The 22,325-nt window shown below is 67.4% G+C and carries 23 protein-coding genes and 1 riboswitch; of the genes, 11 read left to right on the top strand and 12 right to left on the bottom strand.

Annotated features, from left to right (window positions below; genetic code table 11):
* Positions 1 to 6 precede the first annotated feature (6 nt).
* The 3 genes from AT701_RS32810 to AT701_RS32820 are packed head-to-tail and all read right to left on the bottom strand — an operon-like array spanning position 7 to position 2,578.
* Entirely contained in the window at positions 7 to 1,092 is a 1,086-nt protein-coding gene (locus AT701_RS32810) for a maleylacetate reductase (protein WP_058127380.1), read from the bottom strand.
* Complete coding sequence (locus tag AT701_RS32815; protein ID WP_058127381.1) at positions 1,089 to 1,964, bottom strand: dioxygenase family protein; 876 nt, start codon at positions 1,962 to 1,964, stop codon at positions 1,089 to 1,091. Before AT701_RS32815 ends, AT701_RS32810 begins: the two co-directional genes overlap by 4 nt.
* A complete protein-coding gene (locus tag AT701_RS32820) occupies positions 1,961 to 2,578 on the bottom strand; it encodes a nuclear transport factor 2 family protein (RefSeq protein WP_058127382.1) in 618 nt (205 codons plus the stop codon). Before AT701_RS32820 ends, AT701_RS32815 begins: the two co-directional genes overlap by 4 nt.
* 235 nt (positions 2,579 to 2,813) lie before the next feature.
* On the opposite strand from AT701_RS32820, the gene AT701_RS32825 reads away from it, so the two are divergent.
* From AT701_RS32825 to AT701_RS32845, 5 genes are all read left to right on the top strand, one after another.
* Positions 2,814 to 3,620, top strand: a complete 807-nt coding sequence (locus AT701_RS32825) for a sugar phosphate isomerase/epimerase family protein (RefSeq protein WP_223495934.1) — start codon at positions 2,814 to 2,816, stop codon at positions 3,618 to 3,620.
* Entirely contained in the window at positions 3,617 to 4,486 is an 870-nt protein-coding gene (locus AT701_RS32830; RefSeq protein WP_223495936.1) for a sugar phosphate isomerase/epimerase family protein, read from the top strand. The genes AT701_RS32825 and AT701_RS32830 overlap by 4 nt, the downstream gene beginning before the upstream one ends.
* A gap of 17 nt (positions 4,487 to 4,503) precedes the next feature.
* Positions 4,504 to 5,574, top strand: a complete 1,071-nt coding sequence (locus tag AT701_RS32835) for a Gfo/Idh/MocA family protein (RefSeq protein ID WP_081319755.1) — start codon at positions 4,504 to 4,506, stop codon at positions 5,572 to 5,574.
* A gap of 90 nt (positions 5,575 to 5,664) precedes the next feature.
* Complete coding sequence (locus AT701_RS32840) at positions 5,665 to 7,032, top strand: MFS transporter (RefSeq protein ID WP_011731486.1); 1,368 nt, start codon at positions 5,665 to 5,667, stop codon at positions 7,030 to 7,032.
* Positions 7,029 to 7,886 (top strand): alpha/beta fold hydrolase, encoded by an 858-nt coding sequence (locus tag AT701_RS32845; RefSeq protein WP_011731487.1) that lies wholly within the window; start codon positions 7,029 to 7,031, stop codon positions 7,884 to 7,886. The genes AT701_RS32840 and AT701_RS32845 overlap by 4 nt, the downstream gene beginning before the upstream one ends.
* Here the strand turns inward: AT701_RS32845 and AT701_RS32850 are convergent, their stop codons facing one another.
* Positions 7,887 to 8,750 carry an alpha/beta fold hydrolase gene (locus AT701_RS32850; protein WP_011731488.1) on the bottom strand — a complete coding sequence of 288 codons (864 nt, stop codon included), beginning with the start codon at positions 8,748 to 8,750 and terminating at the stop codon, positions 7,887 to 7,889.
* A gap of 288 nt (positions 8,751 to 9,038) precedes the next feature.
* On the opposite strand from AT701_RS32850, the gene AT701_RS32855 reads away from it, so the two are divergent.
* Complete coding sequence (locus AT701_RS32855) at positions 9,039 to 9,938, top strand: oxygenase MpaB family protein (protein WP_058127384.1); 900 nt, start codon at positions 9,039 to 9,041, stop codon at positions 9,936 to 9,938.
* A gap of 93 nt (positions 9,939 to 10,031) precedes the next feature.
* Here the strand turns inward: AT701_RS32855 and AT701_RS32860 are convergent, their stop codons facing one another.
* The 4 genes from AT701_RS32860 to AT701_RS32875 all read right to left on the bottom strand — a co-directional run bounded on the left by AT701_RS32860 (position 10,032) and on the right by AT701_RS32875 (position 13,417).
* Positions 10,032 to 10,550 carry a nucleoside/nucleotide kinase family protein gene (locus tag AT701_RS32860; RefSeq protein ID WP_003898102.1) on the bottom strand — a complete coding sequence of 173 codons (519 nt, stop codon included), beginning with the start codon at positions 10,548 to 10,550 and terminating at the stop codon, positions 10,032 to 10,034.
* Positions 10,537 to 11,319, bottom strand: a complete 783-nt coding sequence (locus AT701_RS32865) for an energy-coupling factor transporter transmembrane component T family protein (protein WP_011731491.1) — start codon at positions 11,317 to 11,319, stop codon at positions 10,537 to 10,539. The genes AT701_RS32860 and AT701_RS32865 overlap by 14 nt, the downstream gene beginning before the upstream one ends.
* Complete coding sequence (locus tag AT701_RS32870) at positions 11,316 to 12,791, bottom strand: ABC transporter ATP-binding protein (RefSeq protein WP_058127385.1); 1,476 nt, start codon at positions 12,789 to 12,791, stop codon at positions 11,316 to 11,318. Before AT701_RS32870 ends, AT701_RS32865 begins: the two co-directional genes overlap by 4 nt.
* Complete coding sequence (locus AT701_RS32875) at positions 12,788 to 13,417, bottom strand: ECF transporter S component (RefSeq protein WP_003898105.1); 630 nt, start codon at positions 13,415 to 13,417, stop codon at positions 12,788 to 12,790. The genes AT701_RS32870 and AT701_RS32875 overlap by 4 nt, the downstream gene beginning before the upstream one ends.
* A riboswitch (TPP riboswitch) is annotated at positions 13,411 to 13,521 on the bottom strand. It overlaps the preceding gene by 7 nt.
* Positions 13,522 to 13,636: 115 nt before the next feature.
* Between AT701_RS32875 and AT701_RS32880 the strand changes: the two genes are divergently transcribed.
* The 3 genes from AT701_RS32880 to AT701_RS32890 all read left to right on the top strand — a co-directional run bounded on the left by AT701_RS32880 (position 13,637) and on the right by AT701_RS32890 (position 16,476).
* Positions 13,637 to 14,983 (top strand): APC family permease, encoded by a 1,347-nt coding sequence (locus AT701_RS32880; protein ID WP_003898106.1) that lies wholly within the window; start codon positions 13,637 to 13,639, stop codon positions 14,981 to 14,983.
* A gap of 3 nt (positions 14,984 to 14,986) precedes the next feature.
* Positions 14,987 to 15,475, top strand: a complete 489-nt coding sequence (locus AT701_RS32885) for an MSMEG_6728 family protein (protein WP_058127386.1) — start codon at positions 14,987 to 14,989, stop codon at positions 15,473 to 15,475.
* Positions 15,476 to 15,570: 95 nt separating this feature from the next.
* A complete protein-coding gene (locus AT701_RS32890) occupies positions 15,571 to 16,476 on the top strand; it encodes an aldo/keto reductase (protein WP_011731494.1) in 906 nt (301 codons plus the stop codon).
* On the opposite strand, the gene AT701_RS32895 is transcribed toward AT701_RS32890, so the two are convergent.
* Positions 16,419 to 17,300, bottom strand: coding sequence for a helix-turn-helix transcriptional regulator (locus AT701_RS32895; protein WP_036454070.1), 882 nt, complete (start codon positions 17,298 to 17,300; stop codon positions 16,419 to 16,421). The genes AT701_RS32890 and AT701_RS32895 overlap by 58 nt on opposite strands.
* 78 nt (positions 17,301 to 17,378) lie before the next feature.
* Between AT701_RS32895 and AT701_RS32900 the strand changes: the two genes are divergently transcribed.
* Both AT701_RS32900 and AT701_RS32905 read left to right on the top strand, forming a co-directional pair.
* Positions 17,379 to 17,957: a TetR/AcrR family transcriptional regulator gene (locus AT701_RS32900; protein ID WP_003898109.1), complete on the top strand. Its 579-nt coding sequence runs from the start codon at positions 17,379 to 17,381 to the stop codon at positions 17,955 to 17,957.
* 118 nt (positions 17,958 to 18,075) lie between these two features.
* Entirely contained in the window at positions 18,076 to 18,666 is a 591-nt protein-coding gene (locus AT701_RS32905; RefSeq protein ID WP_011731496.1) for a DUF308 domain-containing protein, read from the top strand.
* On the opposite strand, the gene AT701_RS32910 is transcribed toward AT701_RS32905, so the two are convergent.
* Genes AT701_RS32910 through AT701_RS32920 form a run of 3 tightly spaced genes read right to left on the bottom strand, consistent with a single transcriptional unit; the run spans position 18,667 to position 22,260 of the window.
* A complete protein-coding gene (locus AT701_RS32910) occupies positions 18,667 to 19,461 on the bottom strand; it encodes a nitrilase-related carbon-nitrogen hydrolase (protein ID WP_014878733.1) in 795 nt (264 codons plus the stop codon). It abuts the gene before it with no gap.
* Positions 19,462 to 19,477: 16 nt separating this feature from the next.
* Positions 19,478 to 20,791: an NtaA/DmoA family FMN-dependent monooxygenase gene (locus AT701_RS32915; RefSeq protein WP_003898112.1), complete on the bottom strand. Its 1,314-nt coding sequence runs from the start codon at positions 20,789 to 20,791 to the stop codon at positions 19,478 to 19,480.
* Between the two features lie 32 nt (positions 20,792 to 20,823).
* Complete coding sequence (locus AT701_RS32920; protein ID WP_058127387.1) at positions 20,824 to 22,260, bottom strand: APC family permease; 1,437 nt, start codon at positions 22,258 to 22,260, stop codon at positions 20,824 to 20,826.
* Between the last annotated feature and the right edge of the window lie 65 nt (positions 22,261 to 22,325).

Genomic DNA, 22,325 nt, shown 5'->3' on the forward strand with positions numbered 1-22,325 from the left:
AGATCCTTATCGTAGGGTCGGGTTGGTGGCGGGGCGGGGAATCACGCCGGCGAAGGCGTTGCTGAGAAGTCCGCGCAGGTCGGCTTCCGTGACGCGGACCGGGTTGTGGTACGGCGCGCTGAGTACCTGCCGCACAACGGTTTCCATACCGTCCTCAGGCATGCCGAGATTCTTCAGCGCCATCTCGGGCCCCAGGTCCCGGGCCAGTTCGAACAGTCGCGAAGCCGGGTCGTCGGCGCCGACCGCGCGCTGCAAGGCGGCGCGGGCGTGCGGTGCGGCCGTGAGGTTGAGCGCCAGCGCGTGGGGCAGGACCGCGGTATGGGTTTCTGCGTGTGGGAGATCGAAGGTGCCGCCGAGGATGTGGCACAGCTGGTGGTGCAGCGACATCGTGGTCGCACCGAGCGTCATGCCCGCCAGCCACGCCCCGTACAGCGCCTCCGACCTCGCGTCGAGATCGTCGGGCTCCGCGACCAGGCGGGGCAACGCCTCGATGAGTGCCCGCACCGATTCGGTCGCCACCAGCGCGGTCACCGGCGAGCAGTCCGGTGCGTACAGGGCCTCCGCTGAGTGCGCGATCGCGTTGAACCCGCTCACGACCGCGGTCGCAGGCGGCAGCGGCAGGGTCAGTTCCGGGTCGTACACCACCGTGGCGGGCAGCACACGCTCGTCACGGCCGGTGCTCTTGCGTTCGGCATCGGTCACACCCCACACCGTCGTCATCTCCGAACCGGCGTAAGTCGTGGGCACTGCGACCATCGGGATACCGGTTTCGCGGGCAACGGCTTTCGCGAGGCCGATCGCCGATCCACCTCCGATGGCCAGGCACCCGTCGGCGTTCACACACCGGGCCTTGGCGACGGCCGCGTCGGCGACCGCGCGCGGGACGTGCATCACCGCATGCGGGTGGATCGCGGCGACCGTCTCGCCGAGCGGTGCGGTGACCGCTTGCGCCAGCCCGGCCTGCCGGGGCGTGCACACCACGAGCAGCCTGCGTATCGCCAGTCGCGTCACTTCGCGCTGCAGTAGGTTCACCGCACCCGGCGCGAAAACCACGCGCGCCGCATGTGTTTCGTGCGTGAAGTCGCGGATCATGCCGTCACCGGGTCCAGGACGACGTCGAATTCGATGAGTCGGAACGGATTCGGCACCCGATAACGCTCGGCGCGCGTCGGGTCGTCCACCACGACCACCGGTCGGATCAACGACTGCTTCACGCCGAACACGGTGTCGGAGTCCAGGTACGGGCTGTCCTCGACGAACACGTGGGTGGTCACCGGCGCGTGACCTTCGGCGTCGGCGATCACGTGGATGTGGGCCGGCCGGTAGGGATGGCGCTTTGTGGCTGCCAGCAGTCGGCCCACGGGACCATCGTCGGGGATCGGGTAGTACCGCGGGACCACCGTCTGCAGCCAGAACCGGCCTTCGTGGTCCGCGACGAACAGGCCGCGGAGGTTGCGTTCGGGCTGCACATCGGGTTGCTGCACGTCGTAGAAGCCCGCACCGTTGGCCTGCCACACGTCGACGCGGGCGCCCGCCAACGGGTCCCCGCCCACCGACCGGACCTGACCGGCGAACACACACGGCTCTCCCACGGCGTCGAGGGAGATGTTGGCGCCGAGATCGCGTGCCGGAGAGGGGACCATGTGGAACGGCCCGAGAACCGTGGTGTCGGTGGCGGACTCGGATCTGCGGTTGTTGATCACGTCGACGAGCATCGACACTCCCAGCACGTCGGAGAGCAGCACGAATTCCTGGCGGGTCGCGTCGCACATGTGCCCCACGGCGGTCAGGAACTCGACGCCCCGTTCCCACTCGGCGTGGGTGGGCTCGACGTCCCTGATGAACGCGTGCAGATGCTCGACGAGGCTGCTCAGGACGGTTTTGAGCCGCTCGTCGGGGGTGTCGCGGAAACTGTCGACGACCACCTCGGCCGAGTTCTCCTCGTGCAGTCCGGCGACGCTCATCGCGGATCTCCCGCGGTTTGCGATCCGGCCAGCCATTTCTCGCCCTCTTGGTAGAGGCGCTCGACGGCCTCACCCTTCAGACCGGGTAGGCCCGGTTTCACCGTGAAGCCTGCCTTGGTCTGCAGGTAGCCCAGATGGCGGTAACCGGCCGGGAACCGCCTCAGCAGATCGGCGTCGAGCTCCAGCGTGGTCGACGGGTCGACCACGTCCAGCCGGTCCTTCTCGTAGATGGGCTGACGACGCACGATGGTCCAGCTGTCCCCGTGCCAGCCGAGAAAGTCGTAGAAGCGGCCCGTGCAGGTGACGTCGACCTCCACACCATCCACCGATGCCCGTTGGCTGATCGTCATCTTGGTCTGGGCCACCGCGCGATCGCCGACGACGTCGGCGGTGTGCCCGCCGAGGAAATGCAGGATCGATACGCCGGCGTCGAAACCACGGCGGCTCTGCTCGATGAATTCCGCTGCCGGTCCCTGGAACCATGTGGCGCTCATCCAGCCGTCCACGGGGTGCCACACCGTCGCGAACCGCTCCCAGTCGCCGGCATCGCGCCAGAGGGCCCAGTTCTCGATCAGCGCGCGGATCGCGATCCGGTCCGATTCTGGATTCGGCATTTGACCTCCAAATGTGTGGGTGGGTGTGAAGACTCGATGTGCTGCACTGCATGGTGCGACCCGCGCCGAAACACAGGACACAGTCGGCTGCCACTGAGCGGCAGCGGAGGGAGGGCAGATTCTGCCGCCGCGCCTACAGTCACAGAAACGGGATACGACCGATCGGATCCTGTTGGCCCAGCAGAGAGGGATTTCCAAGCCCATGCCGGAACCGACTGCAACACAACATCTTTCGTTGCATCACCTCACACGGCTCGATGCCACACCGTTCGAACTCGCGGACGCCGCGGCCGCGGGCGGATTCGACATGTGCGGTGTGCGCATGGTGCCCGTCGAACCCGGGGAGCCGGTCTTCGATCTCGTCGGCGACCCGCAGATGCGTCGGCGCTTCGCGCGCCACCTCCGGGAACGCGATGTGCGCCTGCTCGACGTCGAAGCGGTGTGGATCCGGCCGGAAACCGACGTCGACAGTCTGATCCCGGCGCTCGAGGCCACGGCCGAACTGGGTGTGCAATACCTGCTGACCGTCGGTTACGACCACGAACGTGCAAGGCTCATCGACCGACTGGGGCGGTTCGCCGACCTCGCCGGCGAGTACGGGTTGACCCTGCCGATCGAGTTCATCACGTACTCGGCGATCACCAACCTCGCCGATGCCGTCGACGTGATCGGCGCCGTCGGTCGCAAGAATCTCGCCGTCCTCGTCGACTTCCTGCAGTTCTTCCGGGCCGGGGCAGAGTGGGATGTGCTGGCGGCCATCCCGGCGTCGCTGCTGCCGTATGCGCAGATCAGTGACGGCCCTGCAGCGGCACCGACCACCGTCGAGGCACTGCGCCGTGAGGCGCGAAGAGCCCGGATGATCCCCGGTACGGGTGAACTCGACCTCAAGCGCCTCATCGCGGCGTTGCCCGCGGGCATCCCGCTGTCGGTCGAGGCCCCCACCGAGGAGCTCGCCGGGCAGCCACTCGATGCCGCGGCCCGCATCCTGGGCGAGGCCACTCGCGGGCTCCTCGCCGCGCAAACCGCACGGTCTCGGTCGTGAGCAGCACCGGGCCGACGCACCTGGCGCGCCCGGCGCACCTATCGATGGGCGCCATCTGCTTCCGGGACCGGCCCTTCCCCACGATCATCGAAGCCGCGTCGGCCAGCGGGTTCACCGGCATCGGTCTCACCGTCGGGCAGTGTGTGTCCGCGTTGGAGAGAGGCATCGGCCTCGACGAGATCAGCGCCCGCGTGACCGACGCGGGGTTGCGCGTCGCCGAACTCGAACTGATCCGGCTCGGTGACGACGGCCCGGTTCGGCACGCGAACTCCCTGGTGGAGGATCTCGCCCACGCACTCACACCCGACCGGGTGCACGTCGCGGCCTTCACGGGCGAACCGGCACGTATCGCCGAGCAGTTCGCGGAGATCTGCGAGCGGCTGAAACCTCTACCGGTGGCCTTCGAGTTCATGCCCTACAGCCAGGTCAAGAACCTCGGGCAGGCGATCGGACTGGCACAGCGCACCGGCGCGGCCAACGCCAAGGTGGTGCTCGACGTCGTGCACTTCTTCCGTTCGGGTGACGTCGCGGCCGACCTGACGGCAGGGGATCTCGGCTGGGTTGCCGGACTGCAGCTTTCGGATGTCGCGGCCCGCCACGGTGTGTCACTGCCGCGCGAGGCCCGGCACCTGCGCACCTACCCTGGCCGCGGGGAACTGGACATCGTCGGACTTCTCCGCGCGATCTCCGACGTGTCGGCGGTGTTGCCGCCGCTGTCTGTCGAGCCGATTTCCGATGCGCTGGAACTACTTCCGCTTCCCGTGGTAGCCGAGGAGATCATGTTCAGCACGCTCGGCACAGTCGCTGCCGCGGGATGGGTCGCCGGTGACGGTGTCTTCACACGCACTGCGCCCACCGGAAACTAGAGAATCGAGTGTCAACCGTGGTCGGACATGCTCTCCGTATCGGAATCATCGGTGCCGGTGTCATGGGCACCAAGCACGCAGAATACGTTGCACGCGAACAGGATGCGACCGTCGTCGCAGTTGCCGACCCGTTCAGCAGAACCCTGGCCGGAAAGCTCGGCGTGCCGCACTTCGACAGTCATCACGATCTTCTTGCGGCATCGGGTGTCGAGGCCGTGATCATCGCCAACCCGAACAGCGCGCATGTCGAAACCACGTTGGCGGCCATCGAGGCCGGCATACCCGCATTGCTCGAGAAACCCGTCGCGGTGACCGCGGCGGAGGCCGCAGACCTGGTGGCGGCCGTGCGCGACTCAGACGCAGTGGTTCTGGTCGGTCATCACCGCAGACACCATCCGGCTGTGTCAAAGGCCAGGGACCTCATCGCGAGCGGTGCGATCGGCAGACTCGTCGCCGTCAACGGCATGTGGCTGACCAAGAAGTCCGACGACTACTTCGAGCAGCGGTGGCGCCGCGAAACCGGCGCAGGCGTCATGCTGATCAACCTCGTCCACGACCTCGACCTGGCGCGATATCTGTGCGGCGAGATCACCACCGTTCAAGCGGTCAGCAGCAACGCATTACGCGGATTCGAGGTCGAGGACACCGCAGCCGTCATCGTCGGGTTCGACAACGGCGCGATCGGTACGTTCATCCTGTCCGACTCTGCCGTCGCACCCTGGGGTTGGGATCAGGCGACACAGGATGATCCCCAGTTCCCCTGCAACCCGGACATTCCCGCATGGTCGATTGCCGGTACCACCGGTTCCCTCACCTTCCCGCAACTCGCGCGCTTTTACCATCAGGGCGAATCCGACTGGTACCAGCCGTTGTCGCGACGGTACGAGAGCATCGGGGCCGGCGACTCCTACACTCGGCAGCTGCAACACTTCATCGCCGTCGCACGCGGTGACGCCGCGCCGTTGGTGACCGTCCAGGATGCCGCCGCCAGCCTGGCCGTGATCGAAGTCGCGCAGCGTGCTGCGAAATCCGGTCACAGGCTTGATGTCCCAGTTAATCCCGAAGTCAGCGACGGAACCACTGAGTGACAGCCTCTGCTGCCGAAATGGTTGCGCGAGGCGCACTGTGAGCTATCTGTGAGCATCCTGGCTCGCGGCCTCACTCAGAAAGGAACCGTCGTGGCCACTGCAGTCCACATCGCCATCCGCGACCTGATCGATCGTAATCCCATTGGTGGGCATCAGCGCCGAACCCTCGTGCTGTGCTTCTTCTGCATCGTGGTCGACGGTTTGGAGGTCACGGTCGTCGGGTTCTTGTCCGCCGCGTTGAAGGATGACTGGGCAATCGGCACGGCACAACTGGCGCCCGCGGTGACGGCGGGGCTGATCGGGCTCGGCGTAGGCGCACTGCTCGGCGGGCCGCTCGGCGACAGGTTCGGCCGTAGATATGTAATAGTCTGGGCCATAGGATCATTCGCCGCCACCACGTTGCTCACGGCAGCGGCGGACGGAGTTCTCACCTTCAGCTTGCTGCGGCTTCTCACCGGATTCGGGTTGGGCGCATCCATGCCCAACGTCGCCGCGCTCGTCTCCGAGACGGTCCCCACTCCACGGCGCCGTTCGATCGTCGCTGTGGTCTGGTCAGGATTCCCCAGCGGCGCCGCGATCGGCGCGGTCGTGGTGCCGTTCGTCGTCGAGACGTTCGGGTGGCGGGTCGCGATCCTGGGGTGCGGGGCCGCAGCGGCAGTGATCTTCGTCTGCGTCGGGACGTTGCTGTCCGAATCGCCGGTCTACCTCGCGAACTCGGGACACGACCCTGCCCGTCTCAGGCGGTACTGCAACGCCATCGAACCCGGCTCCGCAGACGCAGGCAGTGTCTTCGTGCGCGATGAGAAGGTGCGCCCGCGGGCCTACCCGATCGGCGCGTTGCTCACCCCGGAGTTGCGCATCGGAACCCTGACACTGTGGGTGGGATTCATGGCCGTCATGTTCTCGATCTACCTCACCAACACGTGGTTGCCGTATCTGTTCAAGGTCGCCGGGTTCGCCACGGGTTCCATTTCGATACTCAGCACCGCGCTTCAGATCGGCGGCGCGGTCGGTTGCGCCGCAATCGGATTCATCCAGGATCGCTTCGGGCCCCACATCACCCTGGTCTGGACCAGCGTGCTCGGTGGCGGAACAGCCGCCGCGATCGCAGTCTCCCCGAACACAACTGTCGTGCTGGGCACGCTGATCTTCGTGCTCGGCATGTGTACCAACGCGATCTCGACGGGTTACACCGCCGTCTCGACGACGTTCTACCCGACCGATATCAGGTCGACCGGCACCAGTTGGGCTGCCGGGATGTCCCGTGTCGGCGCCGTGCTCGGCGCGGGTATCGGGACCTCCCTGGCAAGCCTTGGAGTGAGTTTGCAGCAAGTCTTTCTTCTACTGCTCATCCCGATCACGATCGGCGCGCTCTGTATGGCGATCAAAGCAGTGACCTCTCAGCGCGCCGGGATCACCCCGGCGCCCGACAACACCATGAATGGAGCCCGAAAATGACCACATCCGGTTCGGTGGCGTTACGCCACGTTCGACAGCAGGTGCGACCCGACGTGTCGCTACACGCGGTGATCGCGGGTTCGGGCCCAGCTGTGTTCCTGCTCCACGGCTGGCCGCAAACCTGGCAGGAATGGCTGCCGATCCTCGAGGACCTGGCACGGCATCACACCGTGGTCGCGGTGGATCTGAAGGGTGCGGGCGGTTCGTCCAAACCCCTGCTCGGATACGACAAGGTCACCATGGCCGAGGAGCTCGACATCCTTCGCGAGAAGTTGGGTTTCGACACGGTGCAGGTGGTGGGCCACGACATCGGTGGCATGCTCGCCTACGCCTGGGCGGCGACGCATCGCGACACCGTCACCCGGCTCGCGGTGTTCGACGTGCCGATCCCGGGCGCGTCACTGTGGGACGGGATCCTGACCGATCCGCTGGCCTGGCACTTCGCATTCCACCAGTGCCGCGACGTGCCGGAGTTCCTCATCGCCGGACGTGAACGCGGCTACGTCGAGTACTTCCTGCGGGGCCGCACCGCCAATCAGGATGCGTTCACCGACGCGGCGGTCGACCACTACGCGCACGCATTGGCACAGCCCGGCGCGGTGCGCAGCACGCTCGAGTGGTACCGGGCTTTCGCCCAGGATGCCGACGACAACCGCAAACTGGCCCGCGAGCCGCTGACCGTCCCGGTCCTCGCGTTGGGCGGGGAACACCGTTGGGGCCCGAAGATGGTCGACGTGCTGCGTGAATTCGCCACCGATGTGCGGGGCGGTTCGATTCCCGACTGCGGACACTGGGTGGTCGAGGAACGCCCCGACGTGGTGCTGGCCGAACTCGAGGCGTTCCTGCAACGCTGATCACCCGCCGAGGAGGAACCCCCGCAGCGCCGCAGCCAGCTCTGCGGGGTTCTCTTCGGCCGGGTAGTGCCCCGCCCGCGCGATCACCGCACTTGTCACGTGATCAGCAACCTTCTTCATGGTCTCGGTGCTGTGGCCGGCCTGCCCGTGTTCGCCTTCGACCGCGAGCACGGGCATCGCCAGTTTTGTGCGCCCCAGTTCGCGGTTGTCCGCCCTGTCCTGAGGAATCGCCCGATAGAGCGCGAACGAGCCGCGCAGCCCACCCGGCTGCGCCATGGCTCGCGCGTACTCGTCGAGTGCGTCGGGTTCGACGGACGTCGGGTCGACGACACCCACCGTGGTGCGGCGCATCCAGTACTCGATCAGGAGACGTTCGCGTCCACGCACCAGGTCCTCGGAGATGTCGCCGGCCATGTTGAAGCCGAAATGCCAACTGCCGCCGTTGGCGACGTCCATCAGCTCTTCCTGTCCGAACCCCGACAGGCTGCTCTCGATGAAGGTCATGGTCTGCACCTCGGAAGGCCACTGTGCGGCGTACGCATACGCCACGGCCGCACCGATGTCATGACCGACCACGTGCACCGCCGAGTGTCCCAGGGTCTCGACCAGCCTGCGGACATCGTGGGCCACGGTCTTCTTGTCGTAGCCTCCACTGGGCTTGGACGTGTCACCGCACCCCCGCAGGTCTGGGACGATGACCTCGAACTCCCCTGCCAGCAGCGGGATCACCTTGCGCCAGGCGTACCAGGTCTGCGGCCACCCGTGCAGCAGCACCACCGGTTCGCCCGCCCCGGCCCGCACGTAGTGCATCTTCAGATCGTCGAAGTACGCACTGTCGTGCACGAGTGTCACGTCGGATGTCACGGTCGTTGCCTCCTCAGGCCTGTGGCGGGTGACGCATCGCAAGAGTTGCCGATCTTTTTGAATGCTTCACTGCCGACGACGGAAACGCCATCGACCACGGCCGCTGAGTGGTGGTGCGTGACCGACCGCGCATCTCGACCGTGCCACCAGGGCGGAAAGTCGGGGGTGAATCCGCCACCAGCGCACAGTCGGCAATTTCCGGAAAAGTGAGAACAAGTGTGTGCAGTTTTGGCGGATTTGTGTCACGATCAAGGCATAGGCACGACTCGACGCCAAAGGGGGCAGGTCATGGTCGGCAGGCGAACGCCGGAGGAACTCGCGGATCTGCTGACCGTGGTGGGGCTGACCAACCAGGTGGCAAACATCATCATGCAGCTGGCGCTGCCCGGTGTCGGCCACGGCGTCAACGAGAGTCGCGTCGTCTCGGGCAGCCCGCGCCGCCGCCCGGTAAAACGCGCCCGCACCACCGGGCAGTACCTGGCCCTGGCCGTGATGGGCAGCGAGGACGACCGCGACGCCTACCGCCGCGAACTCGCACTCGTCCACGCAGCCGTGCACTCCACACCCGAGAGCCCGGTCCGCTACAGCGGCAACGCGCAACGTCTCCAGAAGTGGGTCGCCGCATGCCTTTTCCGGTACTACCTGGACCAGTACACACTGCTGTACGGGCCGCTCGACACCGCGACACTGGACCGTCTCACGGTCGCGGCGGCTCCTCTGGCCACGGGTGTCAACGTCAGACACAGCGACTGGCCCCAGACGTGGGCGCAGTTCACACAGTACTGGGAGCAGCAACTCGATGAACTCTCCATCGCACCCGAGGTGCGCGAGGATCTGATCTCGCTGGCGAATCTCCGCTTCCTGGAGGAGGCCTGGGGCGTGCCGGCCCGGATCGTCACCAGACCGCTCGGCGGGCTGTTCTCCTTCGGCACCCGCGGCAGCCTGCCGCCCCGGTTCCGGGAACTCATGGGCTGGTCGTGGAGCGGCGCCGATCAGCGACGATACGAGCTGCTGCTCAAGGCTTTACGTGTGATCGATGTGGTCAACCCGTTCGCGCTGAAGTGCTTCTACCGCGCCTATCTGATGGATCTGCGGTTGCGGCGCAGGCTCAACACGGTTCCGGACACCCCGATCCTCGGCAGGCTCAAGGTACTCGACCAGCCGCTCGAGCAGACTTCAGCTGTCTGACGCCGATCGCCAGGCGGGGTAACGCCGTTCGTAACGTCACGGCGGAAAATTCGGCAGATTTCCGCCGTGGCGTTACGCACGAGAATCCGGGACTCAGGTTGCCAGAACCAAGTCGGCCGACGAGCGCGGGTCATACCGCGCGATGAACTCCTCTTCCTGCCTCGCCCACCGCTCCCAGTGCGGTGCGTACGTGTCACCGTCGCGCAGCAGTGCCCGGCGCTTGCGGTGGGGTTCGGGGGCCTCCAGCCAGATTCCGAGATCGGCCAGCGCGCGGTTCGCCGCGGTCAGGGCGCCCACCCCCTCGACGATGATCCGCTGGTGAGCGTCGACGGTGTGCCACCCGGCCGGGCATCCACTCACCCAGTCCCAGCGCCGCCACCGGCCGGCGCGTCCGAGCGCTCGCGGTTGCAGCAGGGCCTCGCGGATGTGCTCGACGGCCCAGGCCAGCCCGTCCCAGCCCGGGTAGATGTCGTCGAGGCTGACAACGACGCTGGACTCCCAGGCCTGGCTCAACTGCCGGGCCAGCGTCGTCTTGCCGGACCCGGATCGCCCGTCGATCAGGACCGTGCGCGCGTCACCGCCCAGGGCGCCCAGGATGTCAGCGGTGGCCAATGAAATTCCAGTGCCCGGTGGCGACCGACACCGAGATCGCCGCGGCCGCGATCACGAAAGCCGCCAGGATCAGCGCGGATTCACGCATACCGAACCGCGACGGCCGGGCCCAAGTTCTTCTTGGGTGGGCACCGAACCCGCGGGCCTCCATCGCGGTCGCCAGCATCGATCCCCGGCGCACCGCCGAGACCAGCAGCGCGAAACCCTGTGCGGCGAAACGGCGCAGCCGGTCCTGGTCGGCGACCCCTCGTGCCCGGCGCGCATAGCCGAGGTACCGCCAGTCCTGACCGAGCAACCCCACCATGCGCAACCCGGCCAGCGCGCCGAGTACGAACCGGGCGGGCAGTCGCAACACCTGCCCGAGCCCATCGGCGAGTTCGGTCGGGTCGGTGTCGATGAACAGGATCACCGACGGCAGCGCGATGGCCAGCACACGCAGAAATGTGGCCAACGCCAGCGAGATCGAGCCGTCGCTGACGGTGATGAGCAGGAAATGCCAGTGCACGGTGCCGCTCTGCTCGCCGTACAGCAGGATCGTCACGCCGGTGAGCGCGGCGGCCAGCAGCACGAGCGCACCGCGCGTGAGCAGCGTGCGGACCGGCACCTTCAGCACCAGCATGAGGACGATCTCCAGCACCAGCGCGGTCGCGGCCGACACCCAGTCCACGCTGAGCACCAGGCCCAGCGCGATCACCAGCGCGGCCGCGAGTTTCGCGACCGGATTGATGCCCACGCGCCGGATGGGCGCACCGTCGACGGTGATGCTCACCGGCCGGCCTTCGCAAGGGCCTCGGGCGCCGATATCTCGATGTGCCGATCGGCCAGCAGGTCGGCGAAGTCGAGGTCGTGGGTCACGGCGACCACCGCGGTGCCCTCGTCGGCGATCTCGGCGAGCAGGCGCACCAGTTCCTCCCACGTGGTGCGGTCCTGCCCGAAGGTGGGCTCGTCGAGGACGATCAGCTCGGGCTGGGTCGCCAGGACCGTGGCCACCGACAGGCGCCGCTTCTGCCCACCGGACAGTGTGTAGGGGTTCACGTCGGCGAACTCGGTGAGGTGCAGCCGCTCCAGCAGCGCGTCACACACCGCGGTGATCGACGCCGGGTCGCGCTTGAGCGCACGCGGTCCGAGCGCCAACTCGTCGCGCACCCTGCCGGTGAGGAACTGGTGTTCGGGGTTCTGGAACACGCTGCCGATGCGGGTGAGCAGTTCGCGGGACCGCCAGCGCACGGGCTCACGCCGGTGCGGTGCGGGCGCGAAAGCGGCCTCGGCGGAGAACCGACCGTCGCGTGGCGGCAGCAGACCGCCGAGTGTGAGTGCCAGCGCGGACTTCCCGGCGCCGTTCGGTCCGGTGACCACGGTGGTCGCGGCCCGGTCGATGTCGAACGTGAGGCGTTCGGTGACCGGTCCCCCGCGGTACCCGACGGCCAGGTCGGCGGCCGAGAGCAACGCCTGCCCGGGGGCACCCGCGCGGGTGATGTGCGGCAGTTCGGCCCCGGGCACCCACACCCCGGCGCGGGTCAGCCGATCACGTTGCTGTGCCAGAGTTTCCGCGGCCGGGCCGTCGGCGACGATCTCGCCTGCCGCACCCAGCACGATCACCCGGTCGACCACGGGAAGCCACACCGCGGTGCGGTGCTCGACGACGATCAGGGTGGCACCGGTCTGTTCGGCGGCCGCGGCGACAGCGTCGCGGACCTCGAGCACGCCTGCCGGGTCGAGGTTGGCGGTCGGCTCGTCGAGCAGGATCAGGCCCGGGTCCATCGCGAGCACGCCTGCGAGCGCCAGACGTTGCTGCTGCCCGCCGGAGAGATGGCCGGTGTCGTGCATGAGCGGCAGCGCCAACCCCACCGCGGCGAGCGCGCGGCGCACGCGCGGCCAGATGGCCTGCGGCGCGACGTTGAAGTTCTCCATGCCGAACGCGACGTCGTCGCCCACGCGCGACAGGATGACCTGCGAGTCCGGGTTCTGCAGGACCATGCCGATGCGGTCGCGCCGCTGCGCGGGCGGCACCCCGTCGACCAGCAGGCGTCCCGCCTCATCGCCGTCCTCGCTGTCGCCGAGCACCCCGGCCAGGCCGTGCAGAAGTGTCGACTTTCCCGATCCGCTGGCACCGAGGAGCAGCACCCGCTCACCGGGTTCGATGGTCACGTCGAGATTCCGCAGCGCCCAGCGAGGGCGTCCGGCGTGACGCCAGGACCAACCCGATGCGGTGACGGCGACGCCGCCCTGCGGTGTGCTCATCTTGCCGCGGTGCGGCCGGACGCGAACCGGGACAGGGCGCCGGTCCTGGCCAGGCCCCGTACCGCGTACCATGACAGCGCCCCGGCCACGAGCGCGCCGGACACGACGGCCGAGACCGTGTAGATCAGCGTGAACGCCGCTGCCGACCCGGGGTACCAGAGGATGAGATCGTTGATCGCCAGCGCGAGCCCGGCGACCGCACCGGACAGGATCGCGACCGGCAGGTTCCACACCCGGTACAGGAACACCGCGAACACGAGTTCGGCGCCGATTCCCTGGACCAGTCCCGATTCGAGCGTGAGCACACCCCACTGGTTGCCGACCAGCGCTGACACGGTCGCGGCGACCAGTTCGCCGTAGAGCGCGGCGCCCGGCTTGCGGATGACCAGTGCGGTGAGCACACCGGCGAACAGCCACCCGCCCCCGAGCAGGGCCTGCAGTCCGGGCAGCGCCGCCGACAGCGGCGCACCGATCGGGTTGGACGCGATGTTCCACATCACGAAAACCAGGCCAGCGGCGACCGCGAGCACGCTGGCCACCACGATGTCGACGACGCGCCACCGGTAGGTGCGGGGACGGTCCTGTGGGACGAAGGGCCCGGAATCGGATCGGGAAACATCGGTCATCAGTTCACACTCCCTACGCCGGCATTACCCGGACAGGTTCATACGGTCGACGGCCCTCAGCCGTCCTCTCAGCGCACTCGGTGTGCACTCCCGCGTGGGTTGTTCAGGCATCAACGTACCCGAAATCGGCCGCTGTGCGCTTACCGATGGTTTTGTCGGGGTACCCCTCACCGTCCCCTGCGCGGTACGAGGGGATCGCGAGGGAACACGGAGGACGAGATGACGGCAGAGGCGACAGCACACGAGCACACCGGGGACACGGCAGACAGCAAGCTCGCCCGCAAGATCACCGGGCCGCTGCTGTTCCTGTTCATTCTCGGCGACGTGCTGGGGGCAGGCGTGTATGCGCTGATGGGCGTGCTGGCGGGCAAAGTCGGCGGCGCACTGTGGGCACCACTGCTCGCCGCGCTGATGTTGGCCCTGCTCACCGCGGGGTCCTACGCCGAGCTCGTCACCAAGTACCCGAAGGCCGGGGGTGCCGCGGTCTTCGCCGAGCGGGCCTTCAAGCAGCCCCTGGTGTCGTTCCTGGTCGGCTTCAGCATGCTGGCGGCGGGCGTGACCAGCGCGGCCGGTCTGTCGCTGGCGTTCGCCGGTGACTATCTCGCGACGTTCATCGACGTGCCCGCGGTGCCCGCCGCGATCGTGTTCCTCGCGCTCGTCGGGGCGCTCAACGCCCGCGGCATCAGCGAGTCGGTCAAGAGCAACGTCGTGATGACGGTCATCGAACTCAGCGGCCTGCTGATCGTGATCATCGCGGGTGCGGTGATGGTCGGTGGCGGACGCGGCGATCTCGGCAGGCTCGGCGAGTTCCCGGAGAGCACGGCTCCTGCGGTGGCGATCCTGGCAGGCGCGATCATCGCGTACTACTCGTTCGTCGGGTTCGAGACGTCGGCCAACGTGGCCGAGGAGATCCGCAACCCCAGCAAGGTGTATCCGGCGGCGTTGTTCGGGTCGCTCATCACCGCCGGCGTCGTGTACGTGCTCGTCGGCATGGCGAGTGCCGCGGTGCTCGCACCCGACGAGCTGGCCGCCTCCTCGGGGCCCCTGCTCGAGGTGGTGTCCGAGTCGGGCCTGGGAGTGCCCGACTGGGTGTTCAGCGCGATCGCGCTCATCGCCGTCGCCAACGGCGCCCTGCTGACGATGATCATGGCGAGCCGGCTGGCCTTCGGGATGGCCGAACATCGTCTGCTGCCAAGCGTTCTCAGCCGCGTGCTGACCAAGCGGCGCACGCCGTGGGTCGCGATCGTCGCGACCACCGCGGTGGCCATGGTGCTCACCGCGATCGGCGAGTTGTCGACGCTGGCCGAGACCGTGGTGCTGCTTCTGCTGTTCGTGTTCACGGCTACCAACATCGCGGTCCTCGTGCTGCGCCGAGACACCGTGGAGCACGATCATTTCCGGGTGTGGACGGCGGTCCCGGTGCTCGGCGTCGCGTCATGTGTGCTGCTGATGACGCAGCAGACGGCCAAGGTGTGGATGTTCGCGGGAATCCTCATGGCCGTCGGTGTGGTGCTCTACTTCGTCGCGCGCGCCGCGACCAACCGTACAGCGGACGAAACCGTCTGATCTGTGCAGACTTTCCTTCCCTGTCCGGATTTCGCCGATACCGCGCGCGTGCTCGATCCACGACGGCTGGGCAAGCAGCGCGCCGAGACCATCCAGGTGTTGCGTGCGCTCACCGTGCCCGGGTACGGGTGGCGGCATCACCCGGCCGCGGCGATGTGGGCGGGTTACGAGGAGGCCCTGGTGCGCTACGGCCTTGTGGTCTGCGAGGAATGGATCGCCCGCGGTCATCAGGACGCCAGCACCGCGACGCTTCTCGCCCACCTGCAGACCGGAACGGGTCTGGCCACCGTGCGTGACCAGGAAGCGCTGGCGCGCACTCACGATCTGCCACCGTGGCTCGGGGACAAGGCGTTTCACCTCAGCCACCAATCCTCGCTGCTGCGCAAGGATCCGGTGCACTACGGCCCCTACTTTCCCGGTGTCCCCGATGACCTGCCGTACGTGTGGCCCAGATCGGACCGCGAACGGCGCGTGCCGATCACCAGCGTTTGAGAGTGGGGGGACGAGACGCACCCCCTCACACGTCGCGGCGCGGACCTAGCTTGGGACCGAACCACCCGAACGACCTGAGTAGGAAAAGGGCGCCCATGACCGCCACTGTGCATCGCGACACCTTCGAGATCGCCGGAAAGACCGTGTCACGCCTCGGTTTCGGCACAATGCGTTTCACCGGACGCGGAATCTGGGGTGAACCCGCCGACCGGGCCGAGTGCATCGCGGTCATGCGGCGCGCCGTGGAACTCGGCGTGCAGTTCATCGACACCGCGAACTCCTACGGGCCGTACGTCGCCGAGGAGATCATCAGGGAGGCGCTGTACCCGTATGCCGACGACATCGTCATCGCGACCAAGGCGGGTCTGACCCGCAACGGTCCCGACGTGATCGACACCGCAGAGGGCCCAAAGCGCCTCGGCCCCGCGGCATGGCCGCCCGTGGGGCGTCCCGAGTACCTGCGGCAAGAGGCTCTGATGAGCCTGCGCCGGCTCGGGCTCGATCAGATCGACCTGTTCCAACTGCACCGCATCGACCCCAAGGTGCCGCTGGCCGACCAGGTCGGTGAACTCAAGGCACTTCAGGACGAGGGCAAGATCGTCGCGATCGGGTTGTCACAGGTCACCCCGGAACAGCTCGCCGAGGCGCATCAGATCGCCGAGATCGTCACGGTGCAAAACCGATTCAACGTCATCGACCGCAGTTCCCAGGCGGTGCTGGACATCTGCGAACGCGACGGCCTCGGGTTCATCCCCTGGGCCCCGGTCGCACAGGGTGGTCTGGGACAGGCCGGTGACGTCCTCGCCGAGATCGCCCGCGCACACGGATGTTCCGTGGAGCAGGTGGCGATCGCGTGGTTGCTGCGGGTGTCGCCGGTGATGCTGCCGATCCCCGGCACGTCCCAACGCAAGCATCTGGAGGAGAACCTGGCCGCTGCCCGTGTTCAGCTGAGTGCGGACGAGGTGGCCCGGCTGTCGCGATCGGGCACCGCGGGTATCTGAGTGCTGTCCTGGTACGGGCAGTAGACGAACAATCGCTGGTCCGGCGCGTCGGCGACTTCCATCGACTCGTAGTGCAGGTGCAGCACACCGAGTTCGGGATGCCGGAAGGTCTTGTCCTCGCTGGTGCGTGGCCGCACGGTGTAGGTGTCCCACAGCGACGCGAACACCGCGCTGCAACCCGAGATCTCGTCGACCACGTCGGTGATACGCCGGTCGTCGGGAAACGTGGTCAGGCCCGCGCGGAGGTTCCCGACCACCTGGGTCGCCACCTCGTCCCAGTCGACGTAGAAGTCCCGGCCCGCCGGGTCGAGGAAGACCATGTGCGCGAGGTTGTCGGTCTGCCCGAACCCGTCGTACAGCACGGTCGCATAGGGATTCATGGCCAGGATGTTCAGGCCGGGATCGACGATCAGCGCAGGCACGTGCAGGCCCTGCTCCAGGATCAGGTGCATCCCCGCCGAGACCGTCCGGTTGGGCTCCCTGATCTTCGCGTGCGGCGCGGGGTGCACCAACCCGATGAGATAAGCCGTGGCCGGGGCGTCCATGCGCAGTGCCCGCGCGAGCGCGTTGAGCACCTGAACCGACGGATGTTCCTCGCGTCCCTGCTCGAGTCTGCGGTAGTAGTCGGTGCTCACCCCGGCGAGCAGCGCGACCTCCTCGCGCCGCAGTCCACGCACCCGGCGATCCGCGCCGGCCGCCAGGCCGGCGTCCTCGGGCGTCACCGCGTCACGACGCGCCCGCAGGAAAGCGCCCAACTCGCTGGGGCGCCCATCGGGTCGCCCGTTGAGCCGCCCGTTGGGTCGACCGTTGCGTCGATGAGCCATGCCGTCACGCTAACCCCATCGCGCCCCGCTCGAGTTCCAAGGCTTGTGCGTCTACCTACCAATAGGTAGTCTATCGACATGCCCGCGACGACCGACACCGCCGACGAGATCCTTCGCTGCGCACGCACACTGATCATCATCGGCGGGTACAACGGCTTCAGCTATGCCGACATCGCCGCCGTCATCGGCATCCGCAAGGCGAGCATCCACCACCACTTCCCCACCAAGGTCGATCTGGTCCGCACGCTTCTGCAGAACTACCGCGCCGAGGTCGAGGCCGGTATCGCCGAGTTCGAACGCCGATATCCGAACCCCGTCGACCAGCTGCGCGCCTACGTCGGCTACTGGGAGTCCTGCGTAGGCGATCCCACCACGAGCTTCTGTGTATGCGCGCTGCTCGCGACGCAGATACCGGTCCTGCCGCAGGAACTCGTGCTGGAGTTGCGCGCACACTTCCGTGCGCTGTCGGCGTGGTTGACCTCGGCGCTCGAACGCGGCGCCAGGATGGGTGCCGTGGCCCTGACCACCACCGCTCACGCCGAGGCCGAGACATTCATGGCAACCATGCACGGTGCGATGCTCTCGGCACGCGCCTACGGCGACCCCGCGATCTTCCGCGAGATCACCACGCCCCTCGTCGGTCGCCTCGCCGCCTGAGCCGACCGCAACACCGACCCCCGACCCACCCCCTGCCCGCCCGGCCTGCGCCTCCGTGCGCCACCAACTCCCTACCTACTGGTAGATAGAAAACCGCTCGACTACGAACAGGAAACCCATGGCCAGTCACACCACTCAGCACCCCCGCCCGAGTACAGCCGTCACCGACGACCAGTGGCTGCAGACCTACTACCTGTTGCGCGCCGCCGTCGCCGGGGTCTGGGTGGCCGCCGCGTTCATCGTCGGCACCCAGGTGTCCACGGTCGCCGCGGTGCTGCTGCTCATCTACCCGGCGTGGGACGCGGTCGCGAACTACATCGACGCGCAACGCACCGGCGGCCTGACCCAGAACCCCACGCAGTCGCTCAACGTGGCGGTCAGCCTGCTCACCACCGTGGCCGTCGCGATCGGCCTCGCGATGAGCATGAACGCCGTGCTCGGCGTTTTCGGCGTGTGGGCATCCCTGTCCGGGATCTTCCAGCTCGCGACCGGTGTGCGCCGCTGGAAGGGCCATGGCGCACAGTGGGCGATGATCCTCAGCGGTGCGCAGTCCGCACTTGTCGGCGTGACATTCCTCAAGCAGGCGAACGCACCCGAGGTCCCCGGCATCGCCGACATCGCGCCCTACGCCGCGTTCGGTGCGCTCTACTTCCTCATCTCGGCCGTGTGGCTGCTGGTCGCCGAGGCGCGCCGCCGGCTGCCGGCCTGATCACTTCAGGCGATACAACTCCGGACGCCGGTGGCGCAGGTAGTCGACGTCGTCTTCGGTGGAAGTGGCGGTGGCCGGTGTCACCCGGCACCGCGCCACCGACACCTCGCCGCCGCATTCGACGAGCAGCTCCCCGCCTGCGTCGACCACCCTCGAACCGCCGACGAACGTCAGCCCGGCCTCGGCCCCGATGAGGTTGGAGTAGACCAGCGGAGTGCGGTTCTCCAACGCCCGCGACAGGCACGCGACACGGTGGTCGTGGTGATACGGGAACATGTTGGCCGACGAGACGACGAACAGGTCGACCCCCGAGAGCGCCAATGTGCGTGCGATCTCCGGGAATTCGACGTCGAAGCAGATCATCGGCCCGACCCGCAGCCCGTCCACCTCGATGACCTCGAGGCGGTCCCCGGTCGCGAAGGCCTCACATTCCGCACCGAACAGGTGCGTCTTGCGATACACCCCTGCCACCGCACCGGTGCGGTCGATGCACAGCAGCGAGTTGTACACCAGATCGCCTGAGCGCTCGGCAAATCCGGTGACCACCGCGGTGTCGTGCGCGGCGGCGGCCGCGCACAGGTCGGCCACCGGCCCCGGCTCGGGGATCATTTCGATCGCGGCGTCGGCCACGACGTCGAGTCGGTATCCGCACAGGAACAACTCGGGGAACACGACGAGGTCCGCGCCCGGGTGCTTGGCGAGCGCCGCCACCGCACGGCGTACGTTGGCGGCGACGTCGCCGGCCACCGCGGGTTCCTGGACCACCGCCACATCGACGGTGCGCAAGTCAGTCACTCCGTGAGGCTAGCGCTCAGAACTCCCGCAGCGTCTCGCGCAGGGTGTTCTGGGTGTACTCGGTGCGCACCACGCCGCGCCGCTGCAGTTCCGGGATCAGGCCGTCGGTGACCTCGATGACGTGCCTGCGGCTCACGCCCTGGTTGTGCAGCGTGATCAGGAAGCCGTCGCCACCCACCTCGTCCATCAGCCACTCCATCTCGTCGGCGACCGACGACGGGGTGCCGCACAGCGGGTACGACGAGCAGAAATCCGCCGAATCGTAGATCAACTCGCGCAGGGTCTTGCCGGATCCGGACTGCTGGAACTTGTCGAGTGAGCCCTGCTCACCGTTGGTGGTCAGGTGCGGCAGCGTCGAGTCGAGGTCGAACTGCGAGAAGTCGATGTCGGTGATCGAGGAGAGCAGCGACAGGGTCTGCTCGGCGAACGCCTGCGACGTGGTCAAGCGGTCGCGCCGTGCCACGGCCTCCTCGGTGGTCTCACCGAGCGTCGGGATCACCAGGTACATGACCTTGATCTCGTCGGGGTTGCGGCCCTGCGCCGCGGCCCTGCCGCGGATGTCCTCGCGGTAGGCCTTCATGCCGTCGACGCCGTCGGCCAGGGTGATGATCGCGTCGGAGTGCTTGGCCGCGAAGTCACGGCCTCGCGGTGACCCGCCCGCCTGCAGGAACGTCGGGCGTCCCTGTGGGGACGGCGCGGTGTTGAGCGGGCCCCGGCACTTGTAGTACTTGCCGTGGAAGTTGATCTCGTGCACCTTCGTGAAATCGGTGTGCACGCCGCGTTCGCGGTCGATGACGACGGCGTCGGGCTCCCACGAATCCCACAGCTGGTACACGAGATCCATGTACTCGTCGGCCATCGCGTAGCGGTCTTCGCGCGGCGGCAACTCGTCGAGGCCGAAGTTCTGCGCGGCCGCGTTCTCGGCGCTGGTGACGATGTTCCAGCCGAACCGGCCGTGTGAGATGTGGTCGATGGTCGAGCACAGACGCGCCAGCAGGAACGGCGGATACCCCAGCGTCGACAACGTGGCGACGACACCGAGATGCTGCGTCGAGGCACTGATCAACGTCGCCAGCGGTGCCGGGTCGTGTTTGGGCACCATGCCGAATGCGTGTTTGAGCACAGTCTCTTTGGTGCCGCCGTAGGCCTCGGACACCGCGAGCTTGTCCTCCATCATGATGAAGTCGAAGCAGGCGCGTTCGAGGTTCTTGGCCATCTCGACGTAGAACTGCCCGTCCCACGGCGCACCGCCGGCCTGTTCGAACGGCCCGGTCCACAGGTCCGAGGTGAAGTTCATGAACCAGCCGAGGTGAAACTTCTTGTCTTTCACTGCAGTATCACTACTTTCTTGTTATCCACTTGTCAGGCGTTCGCGGGCTCTGGGGTTTGCTGTGAGGTTTCCTTGAGCCCGAGGCGGGCCCGGATGACGAGGCCGATGACGAACAGTGCCGCAGTGACGATGAACGGCGCCCAGTCGACCCACGGGTCGCCCGTGCGGGGCCACAGGACGTTGACGGTCTCCACGATCACCCACACCAGCGCGAGCCACCCCGCGACGTGTCCGGCACGGCCCAGGAAGGTCGGTTCGGTGGGGTCCCAGGTGCCCCGGAGCTTGCTGATCGCCAACCCCACGATGGGGAACCCGAACGACATGAAGAAGCCTGCGGTGACGAATGTGACCAGCAGCGTATAGATCTGCTCGCTCTGGAACGGCAGGTACAGCGCGATGCCGATGGCGCCGGTGACCACGGTGGCGGTGGTCGGGGTGTTGATGCGCGGGTGCAGCCGGCTCAGGTGCCGGCTGCCCGGCAGTTCACCGTTGCGTCCGTAGGACCACACGATGCGCGACACCGCCGAACTGATCGCGACCACCGTGGCGAAGTACGCGATGACGAACAGGATCATGACGGCCTTGAAAACCGGCGCCGGGAGGTACGCGGTGAGCGTCGCCGCGACGGGATCGGCGTCGTTGACGGCACTTTCGGGCATGGCCATCAGGAAAGCGAAGCACGTGAACAGCACGACGAGTCCGACACCGATGAGGGATCCGACGATCGCCTTGGGGATGTCGCGCTTGGGCTGACCGACCTCTTCGGCCAGCGTGCTGGCGCTCTCGAAGCCGAGGAACGACCATCCGGCGAACATCACCGCGAGCACGAAAGGCGTTGCCATGAAGGCGGTGTCGGGCGGCCAGCTCACGGCGCTGCCGAGCGAGGAGACGCTGTTGACCTTGTGGAAGCACAGCAGCCAGATGGCGATGCCCACCGATCCGGTGACCTCGGCGACCAGGCACAGAAAGCCCACGATGCGCACGGCCACCCGGCCCAGCACGTTGATCAGCACCGCACCGGCGAGGATGACCATCCCCACGAACGTCATGAGTTTCTGGTTTTCCGCGTCGAGATCGAACGCGGCGGCCGCGAACAGCGCGCCACCGTAGGAGACCGCCGTCAGGGTGACCAGCAGTGTCCACATGTAGGCCCATCCGGCGAACCACCCGTAGGCCGACCCGAGCAGACGCCGCGACCACTGGTAGACCCCGCCGGCCATGGGCCACCTCGAGGCCAGCACACCGAACGTCACACCGATGAGCACCTGCCCGATCAGCACGACCACCAGGGCCCACCAGAATCCGGGTCCGGCCGCCGCCAGTCCGAGCCCGAAGACCATGTACATGGCCACGATCGGCGAGACGAAGACGAACCCCAGCATGGCTGCCGACCACATGCTGAACTCACGTCGCATCGGTCCGGCGGCGGTGGGCGTATCCGCAGTGGTGCGGGTCGCGATGTCGTCCACAGGCGCTCCTTCGGCGAGGCTCCTGCACGCGCAGGAACGTTTCTGTCGCTGAAAGGTAGGGATGG

The organism is Mycolicibacterium smegmatis (assembly GCF_001457595.1).
GTDB classification, from domain to species: domain Bacteria; phylum Actinomycetota; class Actinomycetes; order Mycobacteriales; family Mycobacteriaceae; genus Mycobacterium; species Mycobacterium smegmatis.

What these genes read in the sequence shown, in the direction of transcription:
- AT701_RS32810 (WP_058127380.1), bottom strand. Translation starts at nt 1,092, where the DNA reads ATGATCCGCGACTTCACGCACGAAACACATGCGGCGCGCGTGGTTTTC.
- AT701_RS32815 (WP_058127381.1), bottom strand. Translation starts at nt 1,964, where the DNA reads ATGAGCGTCGCCGGACTGCACGAGGAGAACTCGGCCGAGGTGGTCGTC.
- AT701_RS32820 (WP_058127382.1), bottom strand. Translation starts at nt 2,578, where the DNA reads ATGCCGAATCCAGAATCGGACCGGATCGCGATCCGCGCGCTGATCGAG.
- AT701_RS32845 (WP_011731487.1), top strand. Translation starts at nt 7,029, where the DNA reads ATGACCACATCCGGTTCGGTGGCGTTACGCCACGTTCGACAGCAGGTG.
- AT701_RS32855 (WP_058127384.1), top strand. Translation starts at nt 9,039, where the DNA reads ATGGTCGGCAGGCGAACGCCGGAGGAACTCGCGGATCTGCTGACCGTG.
- AT701_RS32870 (WP_058127385.1), bottom strand. Translation starts at nt 12,791, where the DNA reads ATGAGCACACCGCAGGGCGGCGTCGCCGTCACCGCATCGGGTTGGTCC.
- AT701_RS32875 (WP_003898105.1), bottom strand. Translation starts at nt 13,417, where the DNA reads ATGACCGATGTTTCCCGATCCGATTCCGGGCCCTTCGTCCCACAGGAC.
- AT701_RS32880 (WP_003898106.1), top strand. Translation starts at nt 13,637, where the DNA reads ATGACGGCAGAGGCGACAGCACACGAGCACACCGGGGACACGGCAGAC.
- AT701_RS32890 (WP_011731494.1), top strand. Translation starts at nt 15,571, where the DNA reads ATGACCGCCACTGTGCATCGCGACACCTTCGAGATCGCCGGAAAGACC.
- AT701_RS32895 (WP_036454070.1), bottom strand. Translation starts at nt 17,300, where the DNA reads ATGGCTCATCGACGCAACGGTCGACCCAACGGGCGGCTCAACGGGCGA.
- AT701_RS32900 (WP_003898109.1), top strand. Translation starts at nt 17,379, where the DNA reads ATGCCCGCGACGACCGACACCGCCGACGAGATCCTTCGCTGCGCACGC.
- AT701_RS32905 (WP_011731496.1), top strand. Translation starts at nt 18,076, where the DNA reads ATGGCCAGTCACACCACTCAGCACCCCCGCCCGAGTACAGCCGTCACC.